25 protein-coding genes are annotated in these 24,270 nt (G+C 40.7%); 13 read left to right on the forward strand and 12 right to left on the reverse strand.

The genetic code is table 11. The annotated features are described in order from the left end of the window. Positions 1 to 23: 23 nt before the first annotated feature. The 3 genes from OCK74_RS08345 to OCK74_RS08355 all read right to left on the reverse strand — a co-directional run bounded on the left by OCK74_RS08345 (position 24) and on the right by OCK74_RS08355 (position 4,024). A complete protein-coding gene (locus OCK74_RS08345) occupies positions 24 to 1,076 on the reverse strand; it encodes a hypothetical protein (protein WP_279296564.1) in 1,053 nt (350 codons plus the stop codon). Positions 1,077 to 1,178: 102 nt separating this feature from the next. After that, on the reverse strand, positions 1,179 to 2,795 hold the full coding sequence (gene pafA / locus OCK74_RS08350; protein WP_279296565.1) for an alkaline phosphatase PafA: 1,617 nt from the start codon (positions 2,793 to 2,795) through the stop codon (positions 1,179 to 1,181). 101 nt (positions 2,796 to 2,896) lie between these two features. After that, positions 2,897 to 4,024 carry a hypothetical protein gene (locus OCK74_RS08355; protein WP_279296566.1) on the reverse strand — a complete coding sequence of 376 codons (1,128 nt, stop codon included), beginning with the start codon at positions 4,022 to 4,024 and terminating at the stop codon, positions 2,897 to 2,899. Between the two features lie 95 nt (positions 4,025 to 4,119). Between OCK74_RS08355 and thrS the strand changes: the two genes are divergently transcribed. The 11 genes from thrS to OCK74_RS08410 all read left to right on the forward strand — a co-directional run bounded on the left by thrS (position 4,120) and on the right by OCK74_RS08410 (position 15,460). Continuing rightward, the gene (gene thrS / locus OCK74_RS08360; RefSeq protein ID WP_279296567.1) at positions 4,120 to 6,054 is read left to right on the forward strand and encodes a threonine--tRNA ligase; all 1,935 of its coding nucleotides are present in this window, start codon (positions 4,120 to 4,122) and stop codon (positions 6,052 to 6,054) included. A 196-nt stretch (positions 6,055 to 6,250) separates the two neighbouring features. Continuing rightward, a complete protein-coding gene (infC, locus tag OCK74_RS08365; protein ID WP_279296568.1) occupies positions 6,251 to 6,823 on the forward strand; it encodes a translation initiation factor IF-3 in 573 nt (190 codons plus the stop codon). Positions 6,824 to 6,901: 78 nt separating this feature from the next. Further along, complete coding sequence (locus OCK74_RS08370; RefSeq protein WP_279296569.1) at positions 6,902 to 7,252, forward strand: MmcQ/YjbR family DNA-binding protein; 351 nt, start codon at positions 6,902 to 6,904, stop codon at positions 7,250 to 7,252. A 98-nt stretch (positions 7,253 to 7,350) separates the two neighbouring features. After that, complete coding sequence (locus OCK74_RS08375; protein ID WP_279296570.1) at positions 7,351 to 8,610, forward strand: TCR/Tet family MFS transporter; 1,260 nt, start codon at positions 7,351 to 7,353, stop codon at positions 8,608 to 8,610. A 34-nt stretch (positions 8,611 to 8,644) separates the two neighbouring features. Next, positions 8,645 to 9,886, forward strand: coding sequence for an imidazolonepropionase (gene hutI / locus OCK74_RS08380; RefSeq protein WP_279296571.1), 1,242 nt, complete (start codon positions 8,645 to 8,647; stop codon positions 9,884 to 9,886). Between the two features lie 91 nt (positions 9,887 to 9,977). Continuing rightward, on the forward strand, positions 9,978 to 10,307 hold the full coding sequence (locus OCK74_RS08385) for a hypothetical protein (RefSeq protein ID WP_279296572.1): 330 nt from the start codon (positions 9,978 to 9,980) through the stop codon (positions 10,305 to 10,307). Between the two features lie 251 nt (positions 10,308 to 10,558). Then, the gene (locus OCK74_RS08390) at positions 10,559 to 11,068 is read left to right on the forward strand and encodes an NAD(P)H-dependent oxidoreductase subunit E (protein WP_279296573.1); all 510 of its coding nucleotides are present in this window, start codon (positions 10,559 to 10,561) and stop codon (positions 11,066 to 11,068) included. Continuing rightward, a complete protein-coding gene (nuoF, locus tag OCK74_RS08395) occupies positions 11,065 to 12,750 on the forward strand; it encodes an NADH-quinone oxidoreductase subunit NuoF (RefSeq protein ID WP_279296574.1) in 1,686 nt (561 codons plus the stop codon). Before OCK74_RS08390 ends, nuoF begins: the two co-directional genes overlap by 4 nt. Then, positions 12,747 to 13,454 (forward strand): bidirectional hydrogenase complex protein HoxU, encoded by a 708-nt coding sequence (gene hoxU / locus OCK74_RS08400; RefSeq protein ID WP_279296575.1) that lies wholly within the window; start codon positions 12,747 to 12,749, stop codon positions 13,452 to 13,454. The genes nuoF and hoxU overlap by 4 nt, the downstream gene beginning before the upstream one ends. Positions 13,455 to 13,485: 31 nt before the next feature. Continuing rightward, on the forward strand, positions 13,486 to 14,028 hold the full coding sequence (locus OCK74_RS08405) for an NADH-quinone oxidoreductase subunit B family protein (protein WP_279296576.1): 543 nt from the start codon (positions 13,486 to 13,488) through the stop codon (positions 14,026 to 14,028). Continuing rightward, positions 14,021 to 15,460, forward strand: coding sequence for a Ni/Fe hydrogenase subunit alpha (locus OCK74_RS08410; RefSeq protein WP_279296577.1), 1,440 nt, complete (start codon positions 14,021 to 14,023; stop codon positions 15,458 to 15,460). Before OCK74_RS08405 ends, OCK74_RS08410 begins: the two co-directional genes overlap by 8 nt. An 8-nt stretch (positions 15,461 to 15,468) precedes the next feature. Here OCK74_RS08410 and OCK74_RS08415 read toward each other — a convergent pair whose 3' ends face one another. From OCK74_RS08415 to OCK74_RS08450, 8 genes are read right to left on the reverse strand one after another with little or no spacing between them, the layout of a single operon-like run. Continuing rightward, the gene (locus tag OCK74_RS08415) at positions 15,469 to 15,924 is read right to left on the reverse strand and encodes a hydrogenase maturation protease (protein ID WP_279296578.1); all 456 of its coding nucleotides are present in this window, start codon (positions 15,922 to 15,924) and stop codon (positions 15,469 to 15,471) included. 9 nt (positions 15,925 to 15,933) lie between these two features. Continuing rightward, the gene (hypE, locus tag OCK74_RS08420; protein WP_279296579.1) at positions 15,934 to 16,974 is read right to left on the reverse strand and encodes a hydrogenase expression/formation protein HypE; all 1,041 of its coding nucleotides are present in this window, start codon (positions 16,972 to 16,974) and stop codon (positions 15,934 to 15,936) included. 50 nt (positions 16,975 to 17,024) lie between these two features. Then, the gene (hypD, locus tag OCK74_RS08425) at positions 17,025 to 18,137 is read right to left on the reverse strand and encodes a hydrogenase formation protein HypD (RefSeq protein WP_279296580.1); all 1,113 of its coding nucleotides are present in this window, start codon (positions 18,135 to 18,137) and stop codon (positions 17,025 to 17,027) included. Continuing rightward, a complete protein-coding gene (locus OCK74_RS08430) occupies positions 18,137 to 18,391 on the reverse strand; it encodes a HypC/HybG/HupF family hydrogenase formation chaperone (protein WP_279296581.1) in 255 nt (84 codons plus the stop codon). Before OCK74_RS08430 ends, hypD begins: the two co-directional genes overlap by 1 nt. A gap of 10 nt (positions 18,392 to 18,401) precedes the next feature. Continuing rightward, positions 18,402 to 20,717: a carbamoyltransferase HypF gene (hypF, locus tag OCK74_RS08435; protein ID WP_279296582.1), complete on the reverse strand. Its 2,316-nt coding sequence runs from the start codon at positions 20,715 to 20,717 to the stop codon at positions 18,402 to 18,404. Position 20,718: 1 nt separating this feature from the next. Further along, on the reverse strand, positions 20,719 to 21,450 hold the full coding sequence (gene hypB / locus OCK74_RS08440; protein ID WP_279296583.1) for a hydrogenase nickel incorporation protein HypB: 732 nt from the start codon (positions 21,448 to 21,450) through the stop codon (positions 20,719 to 20,721). Between the two features lie 31 nt (positions 21,451 to 21,481). Beyond that, positions 21,482 to 21,823, reverse strand: coding sequence for a hydrogenase maturation nickel metallochaperone HypA (gene hypA / locus OCK74_RS08445; protein ID WP_279296584.1), 342 nt, complete (start codon positions 21,821 to 21,823; stop codon positions 21,482 to 21,484). A gap of 11 nt (positions 21,824 to 21,834) precedes the next feature. Further along, positions 21,835 to 22,032 carry a hypothetical protein gene (locus OCK74_RS08450; protein ID WP_279296585.1) on the reverse strand — a complete coding sequence of 66 codons (198 nt, stop codon included), beginning with the start codon at positions 22,030 to 22,032 and terminating at the stop codon, positions 21,835 to 21,837. A gap of 418 nt (positions 22,033 to 22,450) precedes the next feature. Between OCK74_RS08450 and OCK74_RS08455 the strand changes: the two genes are divergently transcribed. Further along, positions 22,451 to 22,819, forward strand: a complete 369-nt coding sequence (locus OCK74_RS08455; RefSeq protein ID WP_279296586.1) for a septal ring lytic transglycosylase RlpA family protein — start codon at positions 22,451 to 22,453, stop codon at positions 22,817 to 22,819. 1 nt (position 22,820) lies between these two features. Here OCK74_RS08455 and OCK74_RS08460 read toward each other — a convergent pair whose 3' ends face one another. After that, positions 22,821 to 23,069 (reverse strand): hypothetical protein, encoded by a 249-nt coding sequence (locus OCK74_RS08460; protein WP_279296587.1) that lies wholly within the window; start codon positions 23,067 to 23,069, stop codon positions 22,821 to 22,823. Positions 23,070 to 23,114: 45 nt separating this feature from the next. On the opposite strand from OCK74_RS08460, the gene prfB reads away from it, so the two are divergent. Continuing rightward, positions 23,115 to 24,210, forward strand: a protein-coding gene (prfB, locus tag OCK74_RS08465) for a peptide chain release factor 2 (RefSeq protein ID WP_423803145.1) whose coding sequence is annotated in 2 segments (ribosomal slippage) — positions 23,115 to 23,162 and positions 23,164 to 24,210 — 1,095 coding nt in all. Because the reading frame shifts where the segments join, the coding sequence is not laid out codon by codon here. The last annotated feature ends 60 nt before the right edge of the window (positions 24,211 to 24,270 follow it).

Raw genomic sequence — 24,270 nt, forward strand, 5'->3', positions numbered from 1 at the left:
ATCAATTTTTAATATAACAGTATTTACTGTGTCCTTGCATTATCTATGAAGATCTTTTGTACCTGTCTTGGATTTTCAATGGTTGTATAAAATTCCTGAAGATACCTTAACATTAAGTCTCTTTCATTTTTCTTAATCAATTCGAACCCCGATACCAATGCAAAAACTTCTTCTTTTTTATTTCTGAAAATATCTAATGTCTCCTGTAATTCATCCATTCTTCTTGGGAAACCCCTGTATAATCTTTCTGTTACTTTCTCAATACCGAGTTCTTGGGTTGGAGTTGCATAATATGCATTGACCATACCAGCAAAGTCAAAATCATAAGGAACCACATAAGGCAGTGACAGTGAATCCTCCTTCGAGCGCATCAGCTTGATATTGTGGTAATTGGGAACTGACCAGTCAGTATTACCTACCATGTACTGAAAAATAGCCACTAATGTCATTTGCTTACGATTAGTCTGCTCGGTTACAAAGGTTTTCCCTTCAACTTCTTTACAACTGTTACGCGCAGCCATATCATCAACATCTTCCATCAAAAAGCCATATTGGGTGTATTCCTTCATTTTCTCCCTGGTATCTCTGTAAGTAACTTTTGACAGTCTAACCTTTAAACTCATATCAGTAAAAAGGGTGTACATTTTGTAAATAAGATATTCTGTCAAAAGCAACCTTTCTTCATTGGAAGACGGGCCGCAGCCACAGGTGAGTTTCATTTTCTTAAGAGGACTCAATACAGGAGAATTGGGCGTTTTAAAATTGACCATTAATCCTGGCATTCTGCAGTTTTGCCGGCGGAATTCACCACGGGCATATAACCGAATATCTTCAGTAATAGGATCAATTCCCGGCAAATTCATGGTCACTGATCCATTTTGATAAACACCTTTTTTCCGCTCTGACTGCATTTTCCTGAAATCAGTGGCAACTGTCATTTCCAATGGCCTGTCATCAAGAAAAAATTGCAAGCGATCTAATGAAGCAGTTTGGCTGGCAAAAGATGCAGTCTGACCTGTGGTCTGAAGCGTGTTCAGAAAGAAAGCCAACAGGACAACCCATTGGATCTTTTTCATAATATAAATGTTTGATTGTACAGATGGGGTTTAGGGACTCATTAAGATACAAATAATATTACAACTATCCCATTTTAAAATTGCTTGGAATAGCATTATATTTTACTTCATGACTTCTTCAATAACTTTCCCAACCGTACCACTGGGCATCTGAATTTTTAATAAGGCAGAAATAGTAGGGGCAATATCTGACATGTAAGTTTCCCTGTTCGTCTTTCCTTGCTTGATGCCCCATCCATACCATAATAGAGGTATATGCGCATCGTATGGATTCCATAATCCGTGTGTGGTTCCGGTAGTTGAGTAAGCTTCGATCCACTGTGCTTGTAAAATCAGCTGAATATCTCCACAACGGTTTGGATAATAGCCATTTGTGATCATATCTTTAATCTTGGAATTCAGCGTTGTCTGGGAAAGTTCATTAAGATCAAAAGCTCTGGCAATGCCAGGATGCTTGGTGATATTTCTTATAATCCAATTTTTAACTTCTTTTGCGTTGATACCAGCCGAATCCAATAACTCCTGGTTGAGATAAAGCTGCAAGTTTTGGACTGTTGAAATTAGCTTAGGTTGTCCAAATTGTTTTTCTAAAGAATTATTCAGCGAATCAATAACCTTTGAGTAAAATAATCCGGAAGGTATTTTGTTTTCTTTTAAAAACTGGGGCACATGTGCTACTCCGTGGTCAGCAGACAGGAATACAAGGTATTCATTCTTTCCAACCTTGGTATCAAGAAAGTCCAGGAAATCTCCTAATTGTTTATCTAAACGCAGATATACATCTTCTTGTTCAATTGAATTGGGTCCAAAGCTGTGACCAACATAATCTGGACTTGAAAAACTGATAGCCAGGAAATCTGTAACTTCATCAGCTCCTAATTTTTCTGCATTAAGTGCAGCTTTTGCAAATTCTATTGTAAGTGCATTGCCATAAGGGGTTGCAGGAAGAATGCCATAATTTTTACCTATATATTGTTTGAGGGTATGCGGGAAACTTGTGCTGCCAAAAAGATTGTTTTCAAATGTATTTTCATCCTTGCTGCTTTGCAAATAGGTGCCCACCGGGTACATTGTGTTCCAATCTTGCTGGTAATATTTGTCCACCAACTTTTTTGCATTAAAATCAGTTACCCACTTAGGTAACTCCTGCATATAGTAAGTAGAAGTAATCCAGTCGCCCGTTTTTGAATCATACCAATAGGCGCCATTTGCACTATGACCTGCCGGCAAAATGCTTCCCCTGTCTTTTAAAGCAATTCCAATTACCTTACTGCGGAAATTGGTTGCGAGTCGCAATTCATCACAAACTGAGGTTGTAAACATATTTACGGGGCTCATTAAACCGGCTTCAGTATTACTCCCAACAGTCTTTACAGATTTATCTTCAGCACAGTAAACAGTGCGGTTTAAATTTTTATCAAACCAAAAGTTACCGGTAATACCATTAATGGCAGGCACAGAACCTGTATAAATACTGGCGTGTCCGCAGCCTGTAACAGTGGGTGAATAAGGGATTAATGTGTTTTCGCAACTAAATCCATTTTGTAATAATCTTTTAAAGCCACCGCTGCTGGAATAACGGTCAGCGTAACGGTATAAATAATCCCAACGCATCTGGTCTACCACGATCCCAACTACCAGTTTGGGACGGATGATTGTTTGGGCACCGGATATGAATGAATTAGCAAAAATTAAAAGAAAAAGGATAATCCTCTGCATGAGATCAAGAATTTGGATCGCGAAGTTAGAGGAATAAAAGGCTGGAATTTCTAATTACTGTTAAGACTTAATGAATTAGTAATCAATTAAAAGTGTTCTGCTTAATCTTCCAGTTTAAATCGAACCATTGCGTTTTTCTGTTCGGTAGATGTGATTCTTACCTGGTACCTCTTATCTCCATCCTGAACGATCATCAAAGAAGTATTGGGTGGAAAACGGCCCATATTTTCGGCAACCATCACTAATGTGTGTTCAGAATTATCTTCATCCATTTTTAGGTTAATGGTAATAGGAGAGGCGGTAAGCCGTTGATTGGCTAGTAGCATTTTATTATCTAAGTAAATGGAAATCGTATCATCGTCAATTTCGCCATTATCGTAAATCCTTATGACTAAATCTTTCTGCTTTACAGTTATTGTTTGTGCTAGTTCATTTTGACGAGACCTTGTAACTGTCGGTATGTTCATTGACGGTTTGGGCGCTTCCGTTTTTGGCGCTTCCTGTCTTGCTATTGGAGGCGTATTTTTTTTAATTGTATCTGGTTTTGACTTTACGACAACATCTTTCGAGACAGGAGGTTTCGTTGATCCTTTCTGAGGCGTTGATTTTGCAGGTGCTTTCGTAACTGGTTTGGAAGCCGGAGGAGTAGAAGGTTTTTTTGTTGTGGAACTTGCTGAAGGCGGCTTAGTAGTGGCAACATTAGGCTTGTCAATAGCCGGATTGTTTCTAAGGAAGGGCTCTACATAAAAATCGGATGTTACTACTTTCCTTAAATATACTTTTCCACTACCGCAACTTTCCCCTTTCGTAATGCCATATTTTTTATCCGACTTTTCATATTTACTTGTATAGGTGCCTTCCAGGAATTCCTCTTTACCAGATTTGGTGTAATTCATAAAAAGCTTCATAATACAAGCTACTGAACCGCCAGTCATTCTTAATTCAACAGTTTTAATTTCCTGTATTAAAGCAGTCTGACCAGTCTTATTAAAAAAACCGGTAAGCGTTGCTTTGCCATAAAAAACCGTCGTAAGATAGGAATAGGAGACTCCGGAAATACTCTTTTGTGTATTTTGTTTTATTTGAATCTCAAACTTGTATTGGTCATTAAGATCTGTAAAAAAGTATCCTCGCCAAATGCCGGTTATATCCTGGGCGGCAGACGTAAATGAGGAAAAAACCAGTACGGTTAAGCAAAGTATAAGGGTGTAAAACTTCCTGATCTTCATTACAGAGTGAAATTAATTAATCCTGCATTTAACGATTTTCTGCACTATGGCAAGAGTTTGTTAATTTTGCCGCTCTTTTAAGCCACAACAAAATTATGATGAATATTACATTTCCGGATGGGGCAGTGCGGCAGTACGAAAAAGGCGTTACTGCCCTGGACATTGCCAAGTCCATTTCGGAAGGTTTAGCACGGAAGATTATAGCCGCCGAAGTGAATGGCGAGGTTTGGGATGCCACCCGTCCTATAGAAAATGATGCTACTTTAAAATTATTGACCTGGGACGATAAAGGTGGAAAAAGCACTTTCTGGCATTCTTCTGCCCATTTGATGGCGGAATCTATTGAATCAATGTTTCCTGGCGTAAAGTTCTGGGTGGGTCCTGCAGTGGAAAATGGCTTTTATTATGACATTGACCTTGGGGACAGGCACATTTCAGAAGATGACCTGCGCAAGTTGGAAGTGAAAATGGCAGAACTGGCAAAACAAAACAATGCTTATGTAAGGAAAGCCATTCCCAAAGCCGAAGCAATCCGGTATTTTACGGAAAAAGGAGATGAATATAAGCTGGACCTGCTCCAGGGGTTAAATGATGGAGAAATTACCTTTTATACCCAGGGAGCCTTTACAGATCTGTGCCGCGGGCCGCACTTACCTCATACAGGCTTAATTAAAGCCATCAAATTGACCAATATTGCCGGTGCATATTGGAAAGGGGATGAGAAAAATAAACAATTGATCCGTATTTATGGGGTAACATTTCCTTCTCAAAAACAGTTGGATGAATACCTGCAAATGCTGGAGGAAGCGAAAAAACGCGATCACCGGAAATTAGGTAAGGAATTGGCAATTTTTACATTCGATGATGATGTGGGCCCGGGTTTGCCTTTATGGTTGCCAAATGGAACTGTGATCATTGAAGAATTGGAAAAGCTGGCTAAAGAAACAGAGGAGGACGCTGGATATAAGCGCGTGGTGACACCACATATCGCTAAGGAAAGTATGTACCTGACCAGTGGCCACCTGCCTTATTACCAGGATAGTATGTACCCACCAATGGAATTGGAAGGTATTAAATACTACCTGAAGGCTATGAACTGCCCGCACCACCACAAGATTTTTGCAGCTGAGCCCAAAAGCTATAAAGACCTTCCTTTACGCTTGGCAGAGTATGGCACTTGCTACCGGTACGAGCAAAGTGGTGAGCTGTTTGGCCTGATGAGGGTTCGTTGCTTGCACATGAACGATGCTCATATTTACTGTACTAAAGACCAGTTCTTCCAGGAATTTAAGGCAGTAAACGATATGTATCTTAAATACTTTAAGATCTTTGGTATTGATAAGTATGTCATGCGTTTGTCGCTCCATGAACCTTCCAAACTTGGTCAGAAATACATTAATGAACCTGAACTCTGGATTGAAACGGAAGAAATGGTGCGCCAGGTGTTAAAAGAAACGGGTACACCTTATGTGGAAGTTCCGGACGAGGGAGCATTCTACGGGCCAAAAATTGATGTGCAGATTTGGAGCGCTATTGGACGGGAATTTACTTTGGCAACCAACCAGGTGGATTTTGCTCAGGGCCGTCGCTTTAAATTGGAATATACCAATCATAATAATGAGGCTGATACTCCGCTGATTATTCACCGTGCACCTTTGGGTACCCATGAACGATTTATCGGATTCCTTTTAGAACATTATGCTGGTAAATTCCCGGCATGGTTGGCTCCTTTGCAGGTGAAAATATTACCAATCAGTGACAAGTTTATGGATTATGCCAAGACAGTTCTTTCTAAATTGAAGAAGGCAGGAATCCGCTCTGAGGTAGATGACCGGAACGAAAAGATTGGTAAAAAAATCAGGGATACAGAACTCATGAAGGTGCCTTATATGCTGGTAATTGGTGAAAAAGAAATGAATGAAGGAAAAGTTGCCATCCGCAGGCAAGGTAAAGGAGATTTAGGCACAAAAGATGCTGATGAATTTATCCAGGAAGTTAAAACTGAAATTGAAGAAAGGAGAGAGGGATAGATTGCTCATTTTTAAGTGCAGCAAATATAATAAATAAATTATATTGCTTAAAGTAATGGGAATTGTTCTTGCAGCCTTTATATTTACAGTAATAATAAATTATATTAGCAAAATAAAACCCGGCATAAACTTAAAAATAAAACAATATGATTCACAAGCAAGCGGATTGCCGGCTGCTGAATGTGAAGCTTAATTTATGGCATTACCACATAGAGGTTTAAACAGGGGCAAGTTTGTTCCCCGTAAAGAAGCTGAACACCGTATTAACCATCACATTCGTGTTCCGCAAGTACGTTTGGTTGGCGACAATGTTACTGTTGGAGTTTATCCTACACAAGAGGCATTGAAAATCGCACAGGAACAAGCTCTTGACCTGGTAGAAATTTCTCCGCAGGCAGATCCTCCAGTTTGTAAAGTTGTTGACTATAATAAATTCCTTTACGATAAGAAGAAGAAAGAAAAGGAAATGAAGGCAAAGGCGAAAACTACCGAGATGAAGGAAATTCGCTTTACACCTAATACGGATGACCACGATTTTGATTTCAAATCGAAGCATGCCGAGAACTTCCTTAAAGAAGGAAATAAAGTAAAGGCTTATGTACAATTCAAAGGACGTGCTATTCAGTTTAAAGACAGGGGTGAACTGCTTTTATTGAAATTCGCAGAGCGACTTGGAGAATTTGGCCAATTGGAAAGCATGCCGAAACTGGAAGGAAAACGTATGCTGGCTATTTTTACGCCAAAAGCGGTTAAGAAAAAAACATCTTAGTACCTGAATTATAATGTAAGGAAATGCCGCAACCTGCAAAAGTTGCGGCATTTTTGTCACAAAAACATCCTTCAATTTATGGATTTAGATTTTTTAAGAAGTTTCTGTTTGGGCTTAACTGCTTGTACTGAAGATGTGAAGTGGGATAATGATCTTGTTTTTTCTATTGGAGGTAAAATGTTTTGCGTGGCCGCTTTGGATTTGCCATTCAAATGTTCTTTTAAAGTAAAAGATGAGGAGTTTGATGAACTTATGTGCCGGCCGCATTTTGAACCTGCACCTTATATGGCACGAGCTAAATGGGTTTTAGTAACAAATCCATCAGTTATACACAAAGACGAATGGGAAGCTTTTATCAGGCAAAGCTATGAGTTGGTAAAAGCTAAACTAACAAAGAAATTAAGAGTAGAATTGGGATTGGAGAAGTGAAGAACAAGTTCCTATAACTTCAAAATCCTCATTTGTCTTTATTAAAATCATATGCTTATTTCAAAAATTAAGGGTTTATACCTTCAAACTTAATTTAAATGGCTACATCGCGTAAAGCAGCTATAAGTTTTATTTTTATTACCCTTCTCATAGATGTTACTGGACTTGGATTGATTATACCAGTAATGCCAAAATTGATCGAGGGTCTGATCCATGGCAATATAAGTGAGGCATCCAAATGGGGCGGATGGTTAACTTTTGCTTATGCGATTATGCAGTTTGTGTTTGCACCAATCATAGGCAACTTGAGCGATCGTTTTGGGAGACGTCCTGTATTGTTATTATCCTTATTGGGCTTTGGCATTGATTACCTCTTCTTGGCTTTTGCACCAACCATCGGTTGGCTGTTCGTGGGTCGCATCATTGCAGGTATTACAGGAGCGTCTTTTACAACTGCTGCAGCATATATTGCCGATATCAGCACCAACGAAAACCGCACGCAAAATTTTGGAATGATCGGTGCCGCATTTGGTCTGGGCTTTATCATTGGCCCTGTTATAGGCGGGCTACTGGGATCATTTGGACCAAGAATACCGTTTTTAGTAGCGGCAGGGTTGAGTTTATTGAATGCTCTTTATGGTTATTTCATTTTACCAGAGTCTTTGCCAAAGCAAAACCGAAGGGCCTTCGACTGGAAAAGAGCAAATCCGCTTGGGTCTTTACTTCATATAAGAAAATACGAAGGGATTGCCGGACTCACAGGATCGCTCATCCTGATTTACATTGCATCTCATGCGATCCATAGCAATTGGACCTTCTTTACAATTGAAAAATTCAAATGGAATGAAAAGCTGATTGGAGCTTCTCTGGGAATGATTGGCTTTATGATGGCGCTTGTGCAAGGAGGACTTATTAGGTTTATAAATCCTCGGCTTGGGAATAAAAAAAGCATCTATGTTGGCTTAAGTTTTTATTCAATAGGATTGTTGTTGTTTGCATTTTCAACGCAGAGCTGGATGCTATTTGCTTTTATGGTCCCTTATTGTATGGGCGGAATTGCTGGACCTGCTTTGCAGGCTGTTATTTCAAAACATGTTCCTGTTAATGAACAAGGCATTCTACAAGGAGCTTTGACAAGCTTGATGAGTGCGACTTCTATTATCGGCCCTCCCATAATGACCAACCTTTTTGCTTATTTTACAAAACCATCGGCTCCGGTTCATTTTCCCGGGGCCCCGTTTATGCTTGGAGCCATCTTGATGATAGCTAGTACTATGATAGCATATTTCTCGTTAAGACCAGAAAAAAAAGAGGTAACTGAAGATATTCGCGTTACTGCTGATGTAGTGGAGGCCTAATGTCAGAAAGAGTCCTGTTCTGAATATTATAAAGATGACTACTCTATTCATAAATATTAAATTACTGGTGAATGTTCGCAACGATTCAAAGTTGTTGAGAGGTAGTGACTTACAAAATCTTCCTTGCATTGAAAATGCCTTTCTATTAATAGAGGATCATGTCATCGCAGATTTTGGCTTCATGCACCAGATACCGCCATCCTACCTGAAAATTCCTGCTACATTTGAAGTTACTGGTAAAATGATACTTCCTTCTTGGTGCGATAGCCATACCCATCTGGTTTTTGCTGGTAGCCGGGAAAAAGAATTTATTGACAAGATCAAGGGACTTACATATGCTGAAATAGCCGCAAAAGGCGGAGGTATTCTCAATTCCGCTAAAAAGTTAAATGTCACCTCGGAGGAAGATTTGTTCATACAATCCTATAAAAGATTGCAGGAAGTAATAAAACTGGGTACAGGTGCCATAGAGATCAAAAGTGGTTATGGGTTGTCGGTAGAAGGTGAATTGAAAATGCTGAGGGTAATTCAACGGCTCAAAAGCACTACTAGGATACCGATCAAGTCTACTTTTTTAGGAGCACACGCAATTCCCTCTGAATTCCTGGAAAACCGGGAAGAATATATTCAATTAATAATCGAAGAAATGTTACCTAGGATTGGACAGGAAAAGTTAGCAGATTATATTGATGTATTTTGTGAAAAAGGTTTTTTTTCTACCGAAGACACCCAGAAGCTTTGCAAAGCAGGGGAACAATATGGTTTAAAGCCTAAAATACATGCCAACCAACTCAGTGCTTCAGGAGCCGTTCAAGTAGGAGTGAAGATGAATGCAGTTTCTGTAGATCATTTGGAAGTTATGGATGAAGAAGCCACTAAAGCGCTTTCCAATGCATCTACGATTGGTACATTGTTGCCTACAGCAGCTTTCTTTCTACGAATGCCTTACCAACCTGCTAGGGAACTGATTAATTCTGGTTGTGCCATAGCTTTAGCTTCTGATTTTAACCCCGGTTCCTCACCATCTGGCAATATGAATTTTGTTGTGGCTTTAAGTTGCATTCAGATGCGGATGCTGCCTGAAGAAGCCATCAATGCTGCAACGATCAATGGCGCATTTGCAATGGAAGTACAAAATATTGCTGGCAGCATTACAAAGGGCAAACTGGCCAACCTTATCTTGACACAAGAAATCCCTTCTCTTGATTACATTCCCTATTCTTTTGGTCATCATTTAATTGAAAAGGTGATGCTGGCCGGTGATTGGGTCAACTAAGTTCCTGAATAACAAGCTCTACAATTCCTGCTGGCATTATTTTAGAAGAAACAAAGAGACAAACCTTGATTTTTAATTTAAACCTATGATTATGAAAAAACTTACAGGTATCATTTGTTTTGCGTTGATCCTCGGCTTTTCTTCTGCAGCCAATGCTCAGGATGCCGATGATTCAAAAGTGAAAAAAGAGGTGAAAGAAGGCGCCCATGCAGTAGAGAAAGGAGCAAAAAAAACCGGGCAAAAAACTGCAGAAGTCGCCTCAAAGGGCAAAGCCAAAGTCACAGACGAAGTATACAAGGACAAAGTTGGTCCTAATGGCGAAACCATATACATAGACAATCACTCAAAGTATTACTGGGTTGATAAAAAAGGACACAGACATTATGTTACTGAGGCTCAACTCAAAGCTAAAGTAGATTGAAAAAATAGCCCTTTCTTAGGGCTATTTTCATTATAAAAATCATTTGTCCTGAATAGATCATTCCTGATCGTTATTGAATAACAATGAAAAACCACCTATATTCAAAACATGATAAAAGTCATGAAAACAGTTGAATGGGATGATATACATTTATAGGAACATACCTACTCCAATGCATTATTCTTTTCCAATTTAGGTACCCCATTTCTTCCTGACGTTTGCAAATTCATATCACTTAATCATTCGCCATCATGAAAAGTGGATCATCCCTATTGGATGCTGAACTCCACAAAACAGATCCAAGAGTAAAATTGATCGCTGCAAAACTCAAAAAGGAGAATTTTAAGCCTGATGCATTGATTGAAGTTTTGCATACAGCACAAAATGTTTATGGACACCTGCCACTGAATGTATTGGCATATATATCCAAAGCACTTAGCCTTCCACCTTCAAGGGTTTATTCAACCGTTACTTTTTATCACTTCTTTTCTCTTAAATCAAAGGGTGAGCATACTTGCCTGGTATGTACCGGTACTGCATGCTATGTGAAAGGAGCCCAGGTTATTTTGAATGAAATTGAAAGTAAAATAGGGTTAAGGCCTGGACAAGTATCCGCCGATAACCAACTAGGAATCCAGGTAGCGCGCTGTATTGGCGCATGCGGGCTTGCACCTGCCGTTGTACTGGATGACGAAGTGCAAGGAAAAGTAACACTTGGAGAAATCATCAATAAGATCATCGATAAAATGGCTGCAAAATGAACAGGCAAGACCTGAAAACAATCATCTATGCTGAAAAAGCAAAGGTGGAAAACAACAAATACAAACATAAAATTGGTGTTTGCTGTGGTGCCGGCTGTATCTCTTCCGGATCTGAAGAAGTATTGAAAAAACTGCAGGAAGAAGTGACAACCAGGGGGTTAGATCATGATGTGGAGATCATTCCTACAGGCTGTATGGGACCCTGCAACCAGGGGCCTCTGATGAAATACTTACCGGACCATACTATTTACCAGAAAGTGGACTGCTCCAATATTGCTGCGATTGTTCAAAGTCAAATTATAGATAAAAAGCCTATTGAACATTTACTGCTTTTTGCTGATACCCGGGAAAAACCGTTTAGAGATGCCCGGGAAGACCCCTTCTTTAAAAGCCAATTGAAAATTGTGTTGAGAAACTGTGGCCAACTTAATCCTGAAAGAATTGAAGATTTCCTCGTTCATGACGGATACCAGGCTTTAGACAAAACATTGTGTGAAATGAGCCCCGAAGATGTCATCGCAGAGATCAAACACAGTCGATTACGTGGTAGGGGTGGGGCCGGTTACCCAACTGGCTTAAAATGGGAAACAGTTTATAAATATGTGAACGACCAGAAATACGTGATTTGTAACGGCGATGAAGGTGATCCTGGAGCTTTTATGGACCGTAGCGTGCTGGAAGGAAATCCACACAGGGTTTTGGAAGGGATGGCCATTGCTGGTTATGCTATTGGCGCTACAAAGGGATATGCCTACATAAGAGGTGAATATCCCCTGGCTATTAAGCGCTTTGAAACAGCAATTAAACAGGCCCGGAAAATGGGCTTATTAGGTACAGACATTTTAGGAAGTAATTTCTCTTTTGACGTGGAAGTGCGCATAGGCGCCGGAGCATTTGTATGCGGTGAAGAAACAGCCCTGATCGCTTCAATCGAAGGCAAAAGAGGCACGCCAAGACCCCGTCCTCCTTTCCCGGCAGAATTTGGTTTGTGGGGAAAACCTACATTGATTAATAATGTGGAAACCTTTGCCAGTATATCACCTATCATTATAAATGGCGGAGAGTGGTACAGTGAAATCGGTACACCTAAAAGTGCAGGAACAAAGGTTTTTGCACTGGCAGGCAAGATCAATTATTCAGGATTGATCGAAGTGCCAATGGGTACCTCACTTCGTGAAATAGTTTTTGATATTGGCGGAGGCATGCAAGGAGGAGGAGAATTTAAGGCCGCTCAAACCGGGGGGCCTTCCGGAGGTTGTATTCCCGCAGGACACCTGGATGTAAAAATGGATTATGAAGCCTTAACAAATTTGGGCTCTATTATGGGCTCCGGCGGTTTGATCATTATGGACCAAACTTCAGATATGGTAGATGTTGCTCGATTTTTCATGGAATTCTGTATGGATGAAAGTTGTGGTAAATGCCTTCCTTGCCGGGTTGGGACCAAAATGATGTGCGACCTGCTTCAAAAGATCTGCGACAATAGAGCAACACAGATTGACCTGGATCGCCTGGAAGAATTAGCTATTTATGTGAAAGAGACCAGTTTGTGCGGACTGGGTGGATCTGCACCAAATCCTTTATTGAGTACACTACGGCATTTCAGGAATGAGTATCAAAACCGTTTAATCAGGCATGAACAAAAAGATCAAATTGAAGTACCATCAAATATACAGGTATGAACAAGTTAACCATCTATATTGATGATAAACAATTCCAGGCTGAACCTGGCAAATCAATTTTGGAAGTATGCAGGGAGCATGATATTGAGATCCTAACCATGTGCCATTTGAAGGGAGTGAATGATGTAGGGGCCTGCCGCCTGTGCCTGGTGGAAATAGAAGGTATGAGTAAGCTGTTATCTGCCTGTACCACAAAGATTACAGCAAATATGGTTATACATACAAAAACAGAACGGATAAAAAAATACCAGCGCATTACAACCGAATTGTTCTTTGCAGAGCGTAACCATGTTTGTGCCGTATGTGTGGCTAATGGTACCTGTGAATTGCAGGATTTGGGCTATAAAGTAGGTATGGATCATATCCGTTATCCTTTCCTGTTTCCCAAATGTGAGGTGGATACCTCTCATCCCTGGTATGTAATGGACCAAAATCGCTGTATCATGTGTACCCGTTGCGTACGGGTTTGCAATGAAGTAGAGGGTGCTCATAACTGGGATGTGAAGAATAGGGGGTACCAAGTTAGGATCATTTCTGATTTCGATACCCCCTGGGGTGAATCTATAACCTGTACTTCCTGCGGCAAATGCCTCCAAGCCTGCCCGACAGGTGCATTATGGCCCAAAGCTATCGTACAGGGACAAATGAAAAAGAATCCGGAAATTATTGATGAACTAATGGAAAGAAGAAAGATGATTTTGTGATGGCTTTAATTACAAATTAAATGATGATCACATGAACAGGAAAAAAATAGCTACGGTTTGGTTGGGTGGTTGTTCTGGTTGCCACATGTCACTGCTTGACATAGATGAACTGATTCTTGAGGTGGCTAAGCTGGCAGATATTGTAAAAAGTCCTATTGTTGACTGTAAAGAATTGCCCGATGTGGATATCGCATTGATAGAAGGTTCGGTGACCAGCGATGAGCATATGAACGAATTATTACACATCCGCAAGCATGCGAAAGTTTTGGTTGCATTAGGCGATTGCGCTGTGATGACGAATGTAACCGGCATGCGCAATTACTTTCCGTTAAAAGAAGTATTTGATGCTGCTTATGTTGATGCGGTAAGTAATGATTCTGAAGGCAGTGTGCCAGGTCATCCCGCCTTATTGCACCTGAACGATAAGGTAGTGCCACTGCCGGAAGTTGTGGATGTTGATTTCGTGATACCCGGCTGTCCTCCTGGTGCTGATGCCATTTTTTATGTGCTTTCTGAATTCTTGAATGATCGTATTCCTGATTTAAACGAAACCAAAAAGTTGAGATATGGATAACTTGGTTAAAAGAACAATATCAATTTCACCTGTCACACGGATTGAAGGGCATGCAAAGATCTCGATTCAATTAGATGAAAACGGGCAGGTTAGTGATGCTTTATTCCATGTGAATGAATTCCGGGGCTTTGAAAAGTTTTGCGAAGGCAGGATGTACACCGAAATGCCAATTATAACACCCCGTATTTGTGGTATTTGTCCGGTAAGCCATTCCATTGCCAGTGTTAAAGCCTGTGAAATGATACAAGGCATTCAGCCTGCATATACAGGAAACTTAATCAGAAGATTGATTCATATAGGCCAGAATATTTCATCTCACGCACTCTCTTTTTTCCATTTATCCTCACCAGACTTCTTACTTGGATATGACTGTGATCCTGCCAAACGCAACATTCTTGGATTGGCTGAGCAATATCCGGAAATAGCCCTTAGAGGAATCAGGTTACGCAAATTCGGACAAGAAATAAGTGAACGAATCACTGGAAAAAAGGTCCATAGTGGGGGGATTGCTCCGGGTGGTATGGCATTCCCATTAACAGAAGAAGCCCGGAAAGCACTGATAAAATGGATACCAGAGGCGATAGAAACGGTCCAACTTGGATTGAATATCTTAAAGAAGTTTCACGATGAAAACTTCAAATTCGTACAAACCTTTGCCGCATCACCAACCTTGTACTTGGGTACAGTAGGACCAGATGGAGAGGCGGAATTGTATGATGGAAAGTTGCGGTTTATGGACGCAGATGGAACCATCCTCCATGACCAGGCTGATCCTAAAACATATCTTGACTTGATCGCTGAACGTTCTGTAGACTGGTCCTACTTAAAATACCCCTATTACAAACCTTACGGCTTTGAAAAAGGATTTTATAGGGTAGGTCCGCTGGCTCGATTGAATGTGGCTTCAAAAATGAAGACGCCCCTCGCACAAAGGGAATTTGAGGACTTTAAAGCATTAGGAAATGGCAAACCCGTTCATGGTACTTTTTATTATCATTATGCCCGTTTGATTGAAGCCTTGTCCAGTGTGGAGGAAGCTGAATGGTTGTTGAACAATCCGGAAATCACTTCAGGGAATATTCAAACGCATGGACAGTGGAACTTTCCTGAGGGTATTGGCTGTTCTGAAGCCCCAAGGGGAACATTGTTTCATCATTATATCACAGATGAAACGGGCAAATTGCTTAAAGTAAACCTGTTGATCGCAACCGGACAGAATAATCCTGCTATGAACCGTTCCATTACCGACGTTGCCAGGCAATATGTGGATGGCAATAATATGAAAGAAAGCATGCTGAACAGGGTAGAATCTGCGATCCGTTGTTATGATCCTTGTTTGTCTTGTTCTACACATGCAATGGGCTCGATGCCTATGGCTATTGAATTGAAAAATGCAGATGGAATGATTATAAAAGTATTGGAAAGAATTTAAAAATGCTTTTATTGCATAGCCCTAATCCAGTTTTTGATCAATTGCAAGGCCTTGTAAGCATTTGAGATTGCTGTTTCAGAAAGTAGATCGCCAGTCTCGAAATTCACTCCTTTGATAGCACAGGAATATATAGATAAGTTTCTCCCGTAAATTTTAACGGCAAGTGCCTTTAACATATCTGCATTCATATGATGAGACGATGATAAAACCTGCATTTCATCTTTTTCTACCAGATGTAAGGCTGCGTCATCTCCGTAAAGCGATGCGTCAACGATTAGAACATGCTTGTAAGCAAGCAGTTCTTCTATGATATCTGTATTCAATTGATGAACCGTAAGGGTTTTAACGCCAGGCACATCCAATTCCTCTATCATGCAACATACAAAGGAACCAAGACCATCGTCCGAACGGATGATATTGCCAACACCAACAATGGCTATATGGTTTGTTCTAGTTTTTTCCATATGGATGTATCAGCAGATCCTGGGTAATTGTTCACCGGTAAGCGGAGTCACAATTCTTCTTCCTCCAATTCGGCTTTTCATGACAACTTTACCCGGGTGCTCGCATGTGACAGCACCAATAATAGCGGCGTTTCTGCCGTTTGCATCTAACCTTAGTAGCTCCAGGAAATCACCTGCAGCTTCCTTCTGTACGATCGCAACAAATATGCCTTCATTAGCCACATATAAGGGGTCCAGCCCTAGCAGCTCGCAAGCACCTTCTACCTGTTCCTCAATTGGGATCAGCTGCTGGTCAATGTCATAACCCCAATGGGTAACAGCCGCTACCTCGTTTAATACGGATGCCAGGCCTCCTCGGGTGGGATCACGGAAGAATTTTATAGCATTTCCAAAACCATCCAGGAGTTTAGCTGTTGTATGATTGAGATTTATAGTGTCGCTTTGAATCGTTGTCTCGAATTCCAGTCCTTTTCTGACACTCATAATAGCTATACCATGTGTGGCAATGTTCCCACTGATAATGATTTGATCTCCAGGTACAATGTGGTTGTGATGGATCTGGGCTTTAGGATGTATCAATCCAATTCCTGATGTATTGATAAACAATTGATCTCCCTTTCCTTTTTCCACTACCTTGGTATCACCTGTCACAATTTGAACATTAGCCCGTTCTGCGGCTTCTTTGATACGCACCAGCACCTGCCAGAATTTCTCCATGAGTAAACCCTCTTCAATAATAAAGGCCAATGAGAGGTATTTGGGGCAAGAACCACACATAGCCAGATCATTTACCGTTCCATTGACTGCCAAATCACCAATATTGCCTCCGGGAAAAAATATAGGTGAGATCACATAACTATCTGTGCTAAAAGCAACCGCTCCCGTCAGTCGAAAAAAAGCGCCATCATGTTGTTGGTCAAGAATGTCGTTTTTCAGTACCTCAAATACGCCACTTTTTAAGAGTTGCTGGGTAAGTTGTCCGCCACTACCATGACCTAATGAGATCATTTCAAAGTTAAATTTGGGAATTGGACATGACTGGATGATCATGGAAAACAGTTTAAAAATTGATGATTGTTCCTCAATGTTCTTTATCCCTTTTAAATCTTAGTCTTTGAAACTTGTTTAAGTGTGGTCGCATAATGGTAATAAGCTGCGCAAGCCCCTTCGCTGCTTACCATCGGTGCTCCTATAGGAGTGTCAGGCTTGCAATTACTTCCAAAGTTGGGACATTGAAACGGCTTCTTCCGGCCTTTCATGATGTCACCACTGATACAGTCTCCAATTTCCTCTGTTTGAGGCAGGTGAAGGTTAAACTTCAAACGTGCATTAAATTGCCGGTATTGCTGTTTTACTTCATACCCACTTTGAGAAATTGTTCCAATCCCTCTCCACTTGCGGTCGCTTATTTCAAAAACAGTATTGATGGTTTGTTTTGCCACGAGGTTTCCCGCTCTCTGAACAGCGCGGGCATATTGATTCTCTACTTTGTGCACACCTGTTTCCAGTTGAAGGATCGCCATGAGTATGCCCTGGAGAAGATCAACAGGTTCAAACCCTGTGACAACTATCGGGATCTTAAACTTCCTTGCGATCGGTTCATATGCTTCCAATCCCATGATGGTGCATACATGTCCTGCTGCTAAAAACGCATTTATTCTGTTTTCTTCATCTTCCAGTATGGCTTCCATAGCTGGGGGCACCAACACATGCGATGCCAAAATGGAATAATTCTGTACACCCATTTTATGAGCTTGCACCACGCTTAAAGCATTGGCTGGCGCTGTAGTTTCAAAGCCAACAGCAAAGAATACAACTTCTTTATTAGGATGGTCTTTGGCAAGCAATACTGCTTCCAGCGGGGAGTACAATAGCCTCACATCCCCACCTTCCGCTTTTATTTCCAGCAGGCTTTTCTTTGATCCAGGTACCCGCAGCATATCTCCGAAAGAGCAAAGAATGACATTAGGTTGCTGGGCCAGGTAAATGGCTTCATCAATAACATCTGTGGAGGTGACACAAACCGGGCAACCAGGACCATGCACCATGGTAATTTGGGAAGGAAGCATTTCAAGAATACCATTCTTCACCAGGCTATGTGTTTGACCGCCGCAGATTTCCATTAAAGTCCAGGTCTTTGTTGTAATACGTTGAATTTCTTCCAGGTATTGTTGCACCAGGCCCGGGTTCCGGTATTCAGATAAGTACTTCATCAATCACTAGGTTTAATTTCTTCCAACTCACCCATTTGCTGCAGATAGGCGAATGTTTGCCGCGCTTCCTCTTCATCTACCTTGCAGATGGCAACACCTACATGTACCAACACGTAATCACCAACAGTCGCCTCAGGTACCATACATAAATTAACTTCTTTAACGATCCCGCTAAAGGAAACCTTTCCTTGTCGGAATGTTTCATCTACAGGACTGACGATAGAAAGAATTTTTCCAGGTATAGCTAAACACATTGGTAAGATTTTAAGTAGGGTGATTAGTGAATTGATTCATTGCTGCCGTTATTGATGTTTGCTCAATACAATAGTGCGCAATCTGTCCAAAACCAATACATTCGTCATTAGGACTTAACTGTTGATGAAAATAAAGTTGATATCCCTCTTGCAACTTGCTGGTGATCAGGTCAATAAGCAAGGCATTCTGAAAAACGCCACCACTAAAAGCTACCTTGCTGACATCATAATAATCAGCAACTAATTTGATACACCTTGCAAGCGAGCAAAAGACCTTAAATGCAATTCGGTTAGCAGGAATGCCTTTATTTTCATCTTCAAATATGGCTTCAAGCATAATTCGCCAATTCAGCCGGTTCTTTATCAATGGAAGAGGGTAGTAGTCAAAGGACCGGTCCAAAGTAGCACCTGCCATTGCTTCCAGTTTCATTGCGGCTTCGCCTTCATAGGTATTAAACTGTTGAACTCCTAATATAGAAGCCAATCCATCCAGCATTCTTCCCATGCTGGAGGTTAACAGCTGTTGTGGTTGCTGGATCACCTTGCTTATTATTTCCCATTCCTCTTCTTTATAATTTTTTCGAATTTTAGATAATTGAGCCAGATCATTACGACATAAGGAAATTGCGGACAAACGAGGTTCTCGGCTCATTTTATCTCCAAGCAATTGAGGAAAATAATCTAAATGGGCAATTCGTTCTATTTGGTGGTCTTCAAACAGGAAAAATTCACCTCCCCATATTTGCCCGTCATCACCATAACCAGTGCCATCCAATACAACGCCCAGTACAGGCTCTTTTGTTTGCATTAAATTGTTTTCTGCCAGAACTGCTGCAAAATGCGCCCGGTGATGCTGCACTTTTGTAAATGGAATATTGAAAGCGTCTGCAAGGTTTTTGCCAAACGAACTGACAGAATAATTGGGATGTTTATCTACAAGAATATGTTTAGGATTACATTGTAAGATCTTAAAGAAATGTTGCACCGTTTTTTCAAAGGATAGCTGTGCATCATAGTTTCCCTGGTCGCCTAAAAATTGACTGACAAATAAGTTCTTTTGATCCAGTAAAGCAAAAGCGCTTTTGATTTCCCCGCCCGAAGCCAGTAAGCATTCTGAAGAAGTAAATGGATTGGGGAAATAATTGGGAGCATATCCTCTTGACCGGCGGATTATGATCTTTTTCTGATGAATCGCTGAAAACTGAAGCACACTGTCGTCCTGGGGCACGATAATTTCCCGGTCAAAGGTTAGTATCAAATCGGCAAAATCTGCCAGTCGGATCAAAGCATCTTCATCCTGGTACAAAATAGGCGATCCATTGATATTTCCGCTGGTGGCAATCAAAGGCTTATTGTATGCATAGGTAATTAATGCCAACAACCCGGTATAAGGCAGCATGATTCCAATCCGGTTGAGACCGGGTGCAATCAAATCTTTACAGATCCCTGTGCCTTCCTCATCTTTCACTGTGCATAAGACAATAGGAGCAGCCTTGCTAAGAAGTTCTGTCTTTTCATTTTCTGTTAGACATACATCATTTTCAGCCATTTCTAAATCCGCATAAAGGAGTGCAAATGGTTTAGTCGGACGTTTTTTGCGTTCCCTTAAGTTTACAATTGCCTCTTCATTGGTGGCATCACATAAAAGAAGGTATCCACCTATGCCTTTCACCGCAACAATATTCCCATTGGATAAGGCTATATTTACTAGCGCGAGAATATCTTCGCTTTCACTTCTTATTTCTTCCTGGTTAATATTATACAAATGCATCGGGATGCTGCATTCGTGGCAGGAATTGGTCTGGCTATAATGCCTAGTGTTATAAATATCGAAATACTCCTGTTGGCAATTGGAACACAGCTCCCATTGATCCATGGTAGTATTTTTTCTATCGTAAGGCAGGTCTTTGGCAATAGAATAACGAGGGCCGCAATTCAGGCATGTAATAAATGGATAACGATACCTTTTGTTGTTGTTATCTGTCAATTCTATGGTGCACCTGGGACATATGGCAATATCAGGCGTCAGCAAAAGATCTGGTTTTCCCTGGGAATTACTTTCGTTTATGGAAAAACTTGTAAAATCCTGGGCAGGCATCTCCTTCAGTTCGTGTGAAATGATAATGGCATTGACTGGTGGATGTTTGAGAATTTGATGATAAAATTCAAGGGTAGTTTCTTCTGTTGCATTAAAATAGATGTCAACCCCATGATTGGTGTTACTTACAAATCCGGTTAGGTGCATGCTTTCAGCCAACTGGCTCACCAGGGGCCGGAAGCCAACTCCCTGTACCAATCCTCCTATATGGATTGCCCAGGTTTTCATGTTATGCTATTTCTAATTGAACCATTTTCGATCTTAGCCACTGGTACCAGGTTTCTAATCCCTCTCCGTTGGTGCAGCTTACTTCCAGTATTTGCATTTCCGGTTTTACCTGGTGTATGTATTCTTTAGCTTTTTCAAGATTGTATGGAACATAGGGGAGGAGGTCTATTTTATTGATGATACAAAGAGTTGAGGTATGGAACATATCCGGGTATTTCAGCGGCTTGTCTTCTCCTTCCGTTACACTCACAATGACAACTCTTTCTTTTTCACCTAGGTCAAACATAGCCGGGCATACAAGGTTGCCAACATTTTCAATAAATAAGATGGAGTTTTCCGTTGATTTTAATCCCTGTAAGGCATGCAATATCATATGTGCATCCAGGTGGCAACCCTTACCGGTATTGATTTGAACTACTTTTGTCCCCGTTGCATGGATCCTGTCAGCATCATGCGTGGTTTGCTGGTCGCCTTCAATAACAGAAAAGTCAATTTCTCTATTCAGATCCTTAAGGGTTCTTTCCAGTAATGACGTTTTTCCTGATCCGGGAGCACTCACCAGGTTAAGCGCCAGAATGTTTTTTGCTTGGAAGTACCCCCTGTTCCGTTCAGCCAGTGAGTTATTCTCCAACAGGATATCTTGCTGTAGGTCTACTTTTGTTCTGGAATGCGAATGTTCATGAGGTTCATGGTGATGATGACGTGAAACATCGCAACCACAGGTAGCACACATATTTTTTGGTTTTAAGGTTTGAAGAGTTCCTTCAGCTCACTACTAAACTTTTTACAGATAGCTCCTTTCCTTGCAAAATGTTTAGAACATGATGTTTACATGCCGGGCAAGGATCATATAAATGTTGAATTGAAAATTCAGCACCGCAATGTTGACACTTTGCTTTTCCCTTAATCCGGTTGAACTTTTTAATGGTACTTTCTAGCATGGTTCCTTTAATTGCAATGTTCCATGCAAACTCAAATGCGTCCATTTCAACTGTGCTGAGACAACCGATATCGAGCTCTATTTCTTCTATCGCTGTTGCATTTGCTTTAATTGCCTCTTTTTGAGCAATGTCAATGATATTCAGGATTAAGGAAAGCTCGTGCATGTATAATAAATTTATTCCCTGGCTCTTCTGGTGCGCCGCATGAAAATAAAAATCGCTAAAACTGAAACTAAGATGGTAATGAGAGCATGAAGAGGTTCAAAAATATAATGGGTTAGTGTATAGCCTTCAGTAGAACCGTGGCCCTCGTGAGCCAATACGATCAAAGGCAGAAAGGCCAATGTAAGAATAATAGCCAAAGTAATTTTCATAACACAAGCATTATGAGTAATATTAATTATTTCTATTCTTTAGCACACTGAGCCAGGTCAACTGTAAATGTGATAGCTGTCATTTTCATACTTCTTTATCAACATCCCAATCTATTCCTTCCCCTACGCAGAAACCGCATGTATCAAATCAATCCCCGTTACTTACAATCCATCCTTCGTATATCAAGTATACCATCAGTATACCATAAGTATACCTAAAGTATACCTTAAGTATACCTGGAGTATAGATACTCCCAGGATACTCCCTACCAAAGCCCACCCAAAGCCCAGGATAAAGTATGAAAACAGCAATTTTCATACTTACAGAATATTTAAGACCTGTCTGTAATTTTTCTATTCTGTATTTCAGGGATAAGTAATAATCACCACATTTGCATTTCAAATTTTAATTTCAGAGATGAAAGTTTCCTGCTTCTTGTCCTTGTTAGCAATTGCCATCAGTTTTACTGCTTGTGCGCCTAAGATTACGCAAACGGGAAAAGCTTCCTTTTATGCAGATAAGTTCAATGGAAGGAAAACCGCAAATGGGGAAATATTCAGCAACTCAGAATTGACCGCTGCTCACAAGACTTTGCCCTTTGGAACAAGAGTTAAGGTCACCAATTTAAACAATGGCAAGTCTGTTAAAGTACGCATTAATGATCGTGGACCATATGTTGCTGGCCGCATGATTGATCTATCGAAAGCTGCTGCCAAAAAAATAGAAATAGTAAATGCTGGTGTGGGAAATGTTAAGATAAAATATAAAAAGAAAGCGAGGCGTTAAGTCAGCATTCAGAATATTGGGATAAAAAAGTTCCATTCACCGCAATAACCCTATTAATAAGAATCTTTTGCCCATTTTCCAAAAGGATATAGCTATTGTCCCCATCTGCTTTGTATTCTTGAATAAAGTCATCTGCCCGTGTCAACCCATCGTCATCGTAGAGCAAAGAAGCTTTTTCTTTTGCCTCGTGAAGTTCCAAAAGTATTTGTCTAAAAGTTTCTGTAACGACTAAGGTCTTCCTGCTATCCATAAAGATTCATTTTCATTACAAAATTAGTCATTATTTTTGCCCGCTATGACACAAGAGAATTTAAAAGATATGAGGGACCGTGTAGCTGTCCTGAGGAGGTTTCTTTGACGTCGAGAACCGCAATCAAAAAATAGACAACGACAAGCAATTGTCTCTTTCCCCGGGCTTTTGGGATGATAATGACCGCGCTACTTCTATTCTAAAGGACATAAAGCTTAATGAATATTGGGTGAGCCTTTATGAGGGAGTAAACAATGCCGTGGAAGACTTTGCTGTACTGTTCGAGTTCTGGAAAGAAGGTGAAGGAAGCGAAGAAGAAGTGAAATTGTCTTATGACAAGGCAATTGAGATGATCGAAGAGGCTGAATTCAAAAGCACGCTGAATGAACCGGAAGACGAACTGCCTGCTGTACTGCAAATCAATTCAGGCGCTGGTGGAACTGAAAGCCAGGATTGGGCCGAAATGTTGGCTCGTATGTACCGCATGTACGGCGAAAAACAGGGTTGGAAAGTAACCGAACTGGACTGGCAACCTGGCGACGGTGCCGGTATCAAAACCTGTACATTCCAGTTTGATGGACCTTTTGCTTATGGCTTTTTGAAGGCAGAAAGCGGTGTGCACAGATTAGTGCGCATTTCACCTTTTGACTCCAATGCAAGAAGGCATACGTCTTTTGCTTCTGTTTTTGTATATCCGCTGGTTGATGATACCATTAATATTGAAGTGAAAGATAGCGAAGTGAAAATGGAAACGGCTCGAAGTGGTGGTGCTGGCGGACAAAACGTGAACAAGGTGGAAACCAAGGTAATGCTGACCCACTTACCTACAGGAATTGTGGTGATTTGCCAAACCGAAAGAACTCAGTTAGGGAACAGGGAAAAGGCCATGCAAATGCTGAAAAGCCGGTTGTATGAGGAAGAATTGCGCAAAAGAGAAGAAGCCAAGAATGCGGCTAATGCCAATAAGAAAAAGATTGAATGGGGTTCTCAAATACGCAGTTATGTTTTTCACCCTTATAAAATGATCAAAGATCACAGGACTGATTATGAGGTTGGTAATATTCAACCTGTGATGGATGGTGAATTGGATGGGTTCATCAAAGCATATCTGATGCAATTGAAAGAAGAAAATGCAGCATAAAAAGCAGCAAGTATTAAATTACTTAATATTTTAACCCTCAAAAGGATTCTTTATCGGAAA

It is taken from the genome of Paraflavisolibacter caeni, assembly GCF_025628885.1.
GTDB classification, from domain to species: Bacteria; Bacteroidota; Bacteroidia; order Chitinophagales; family Chitinophagaceae; genus Flavisolibacter; species Flavisolibacter caeni.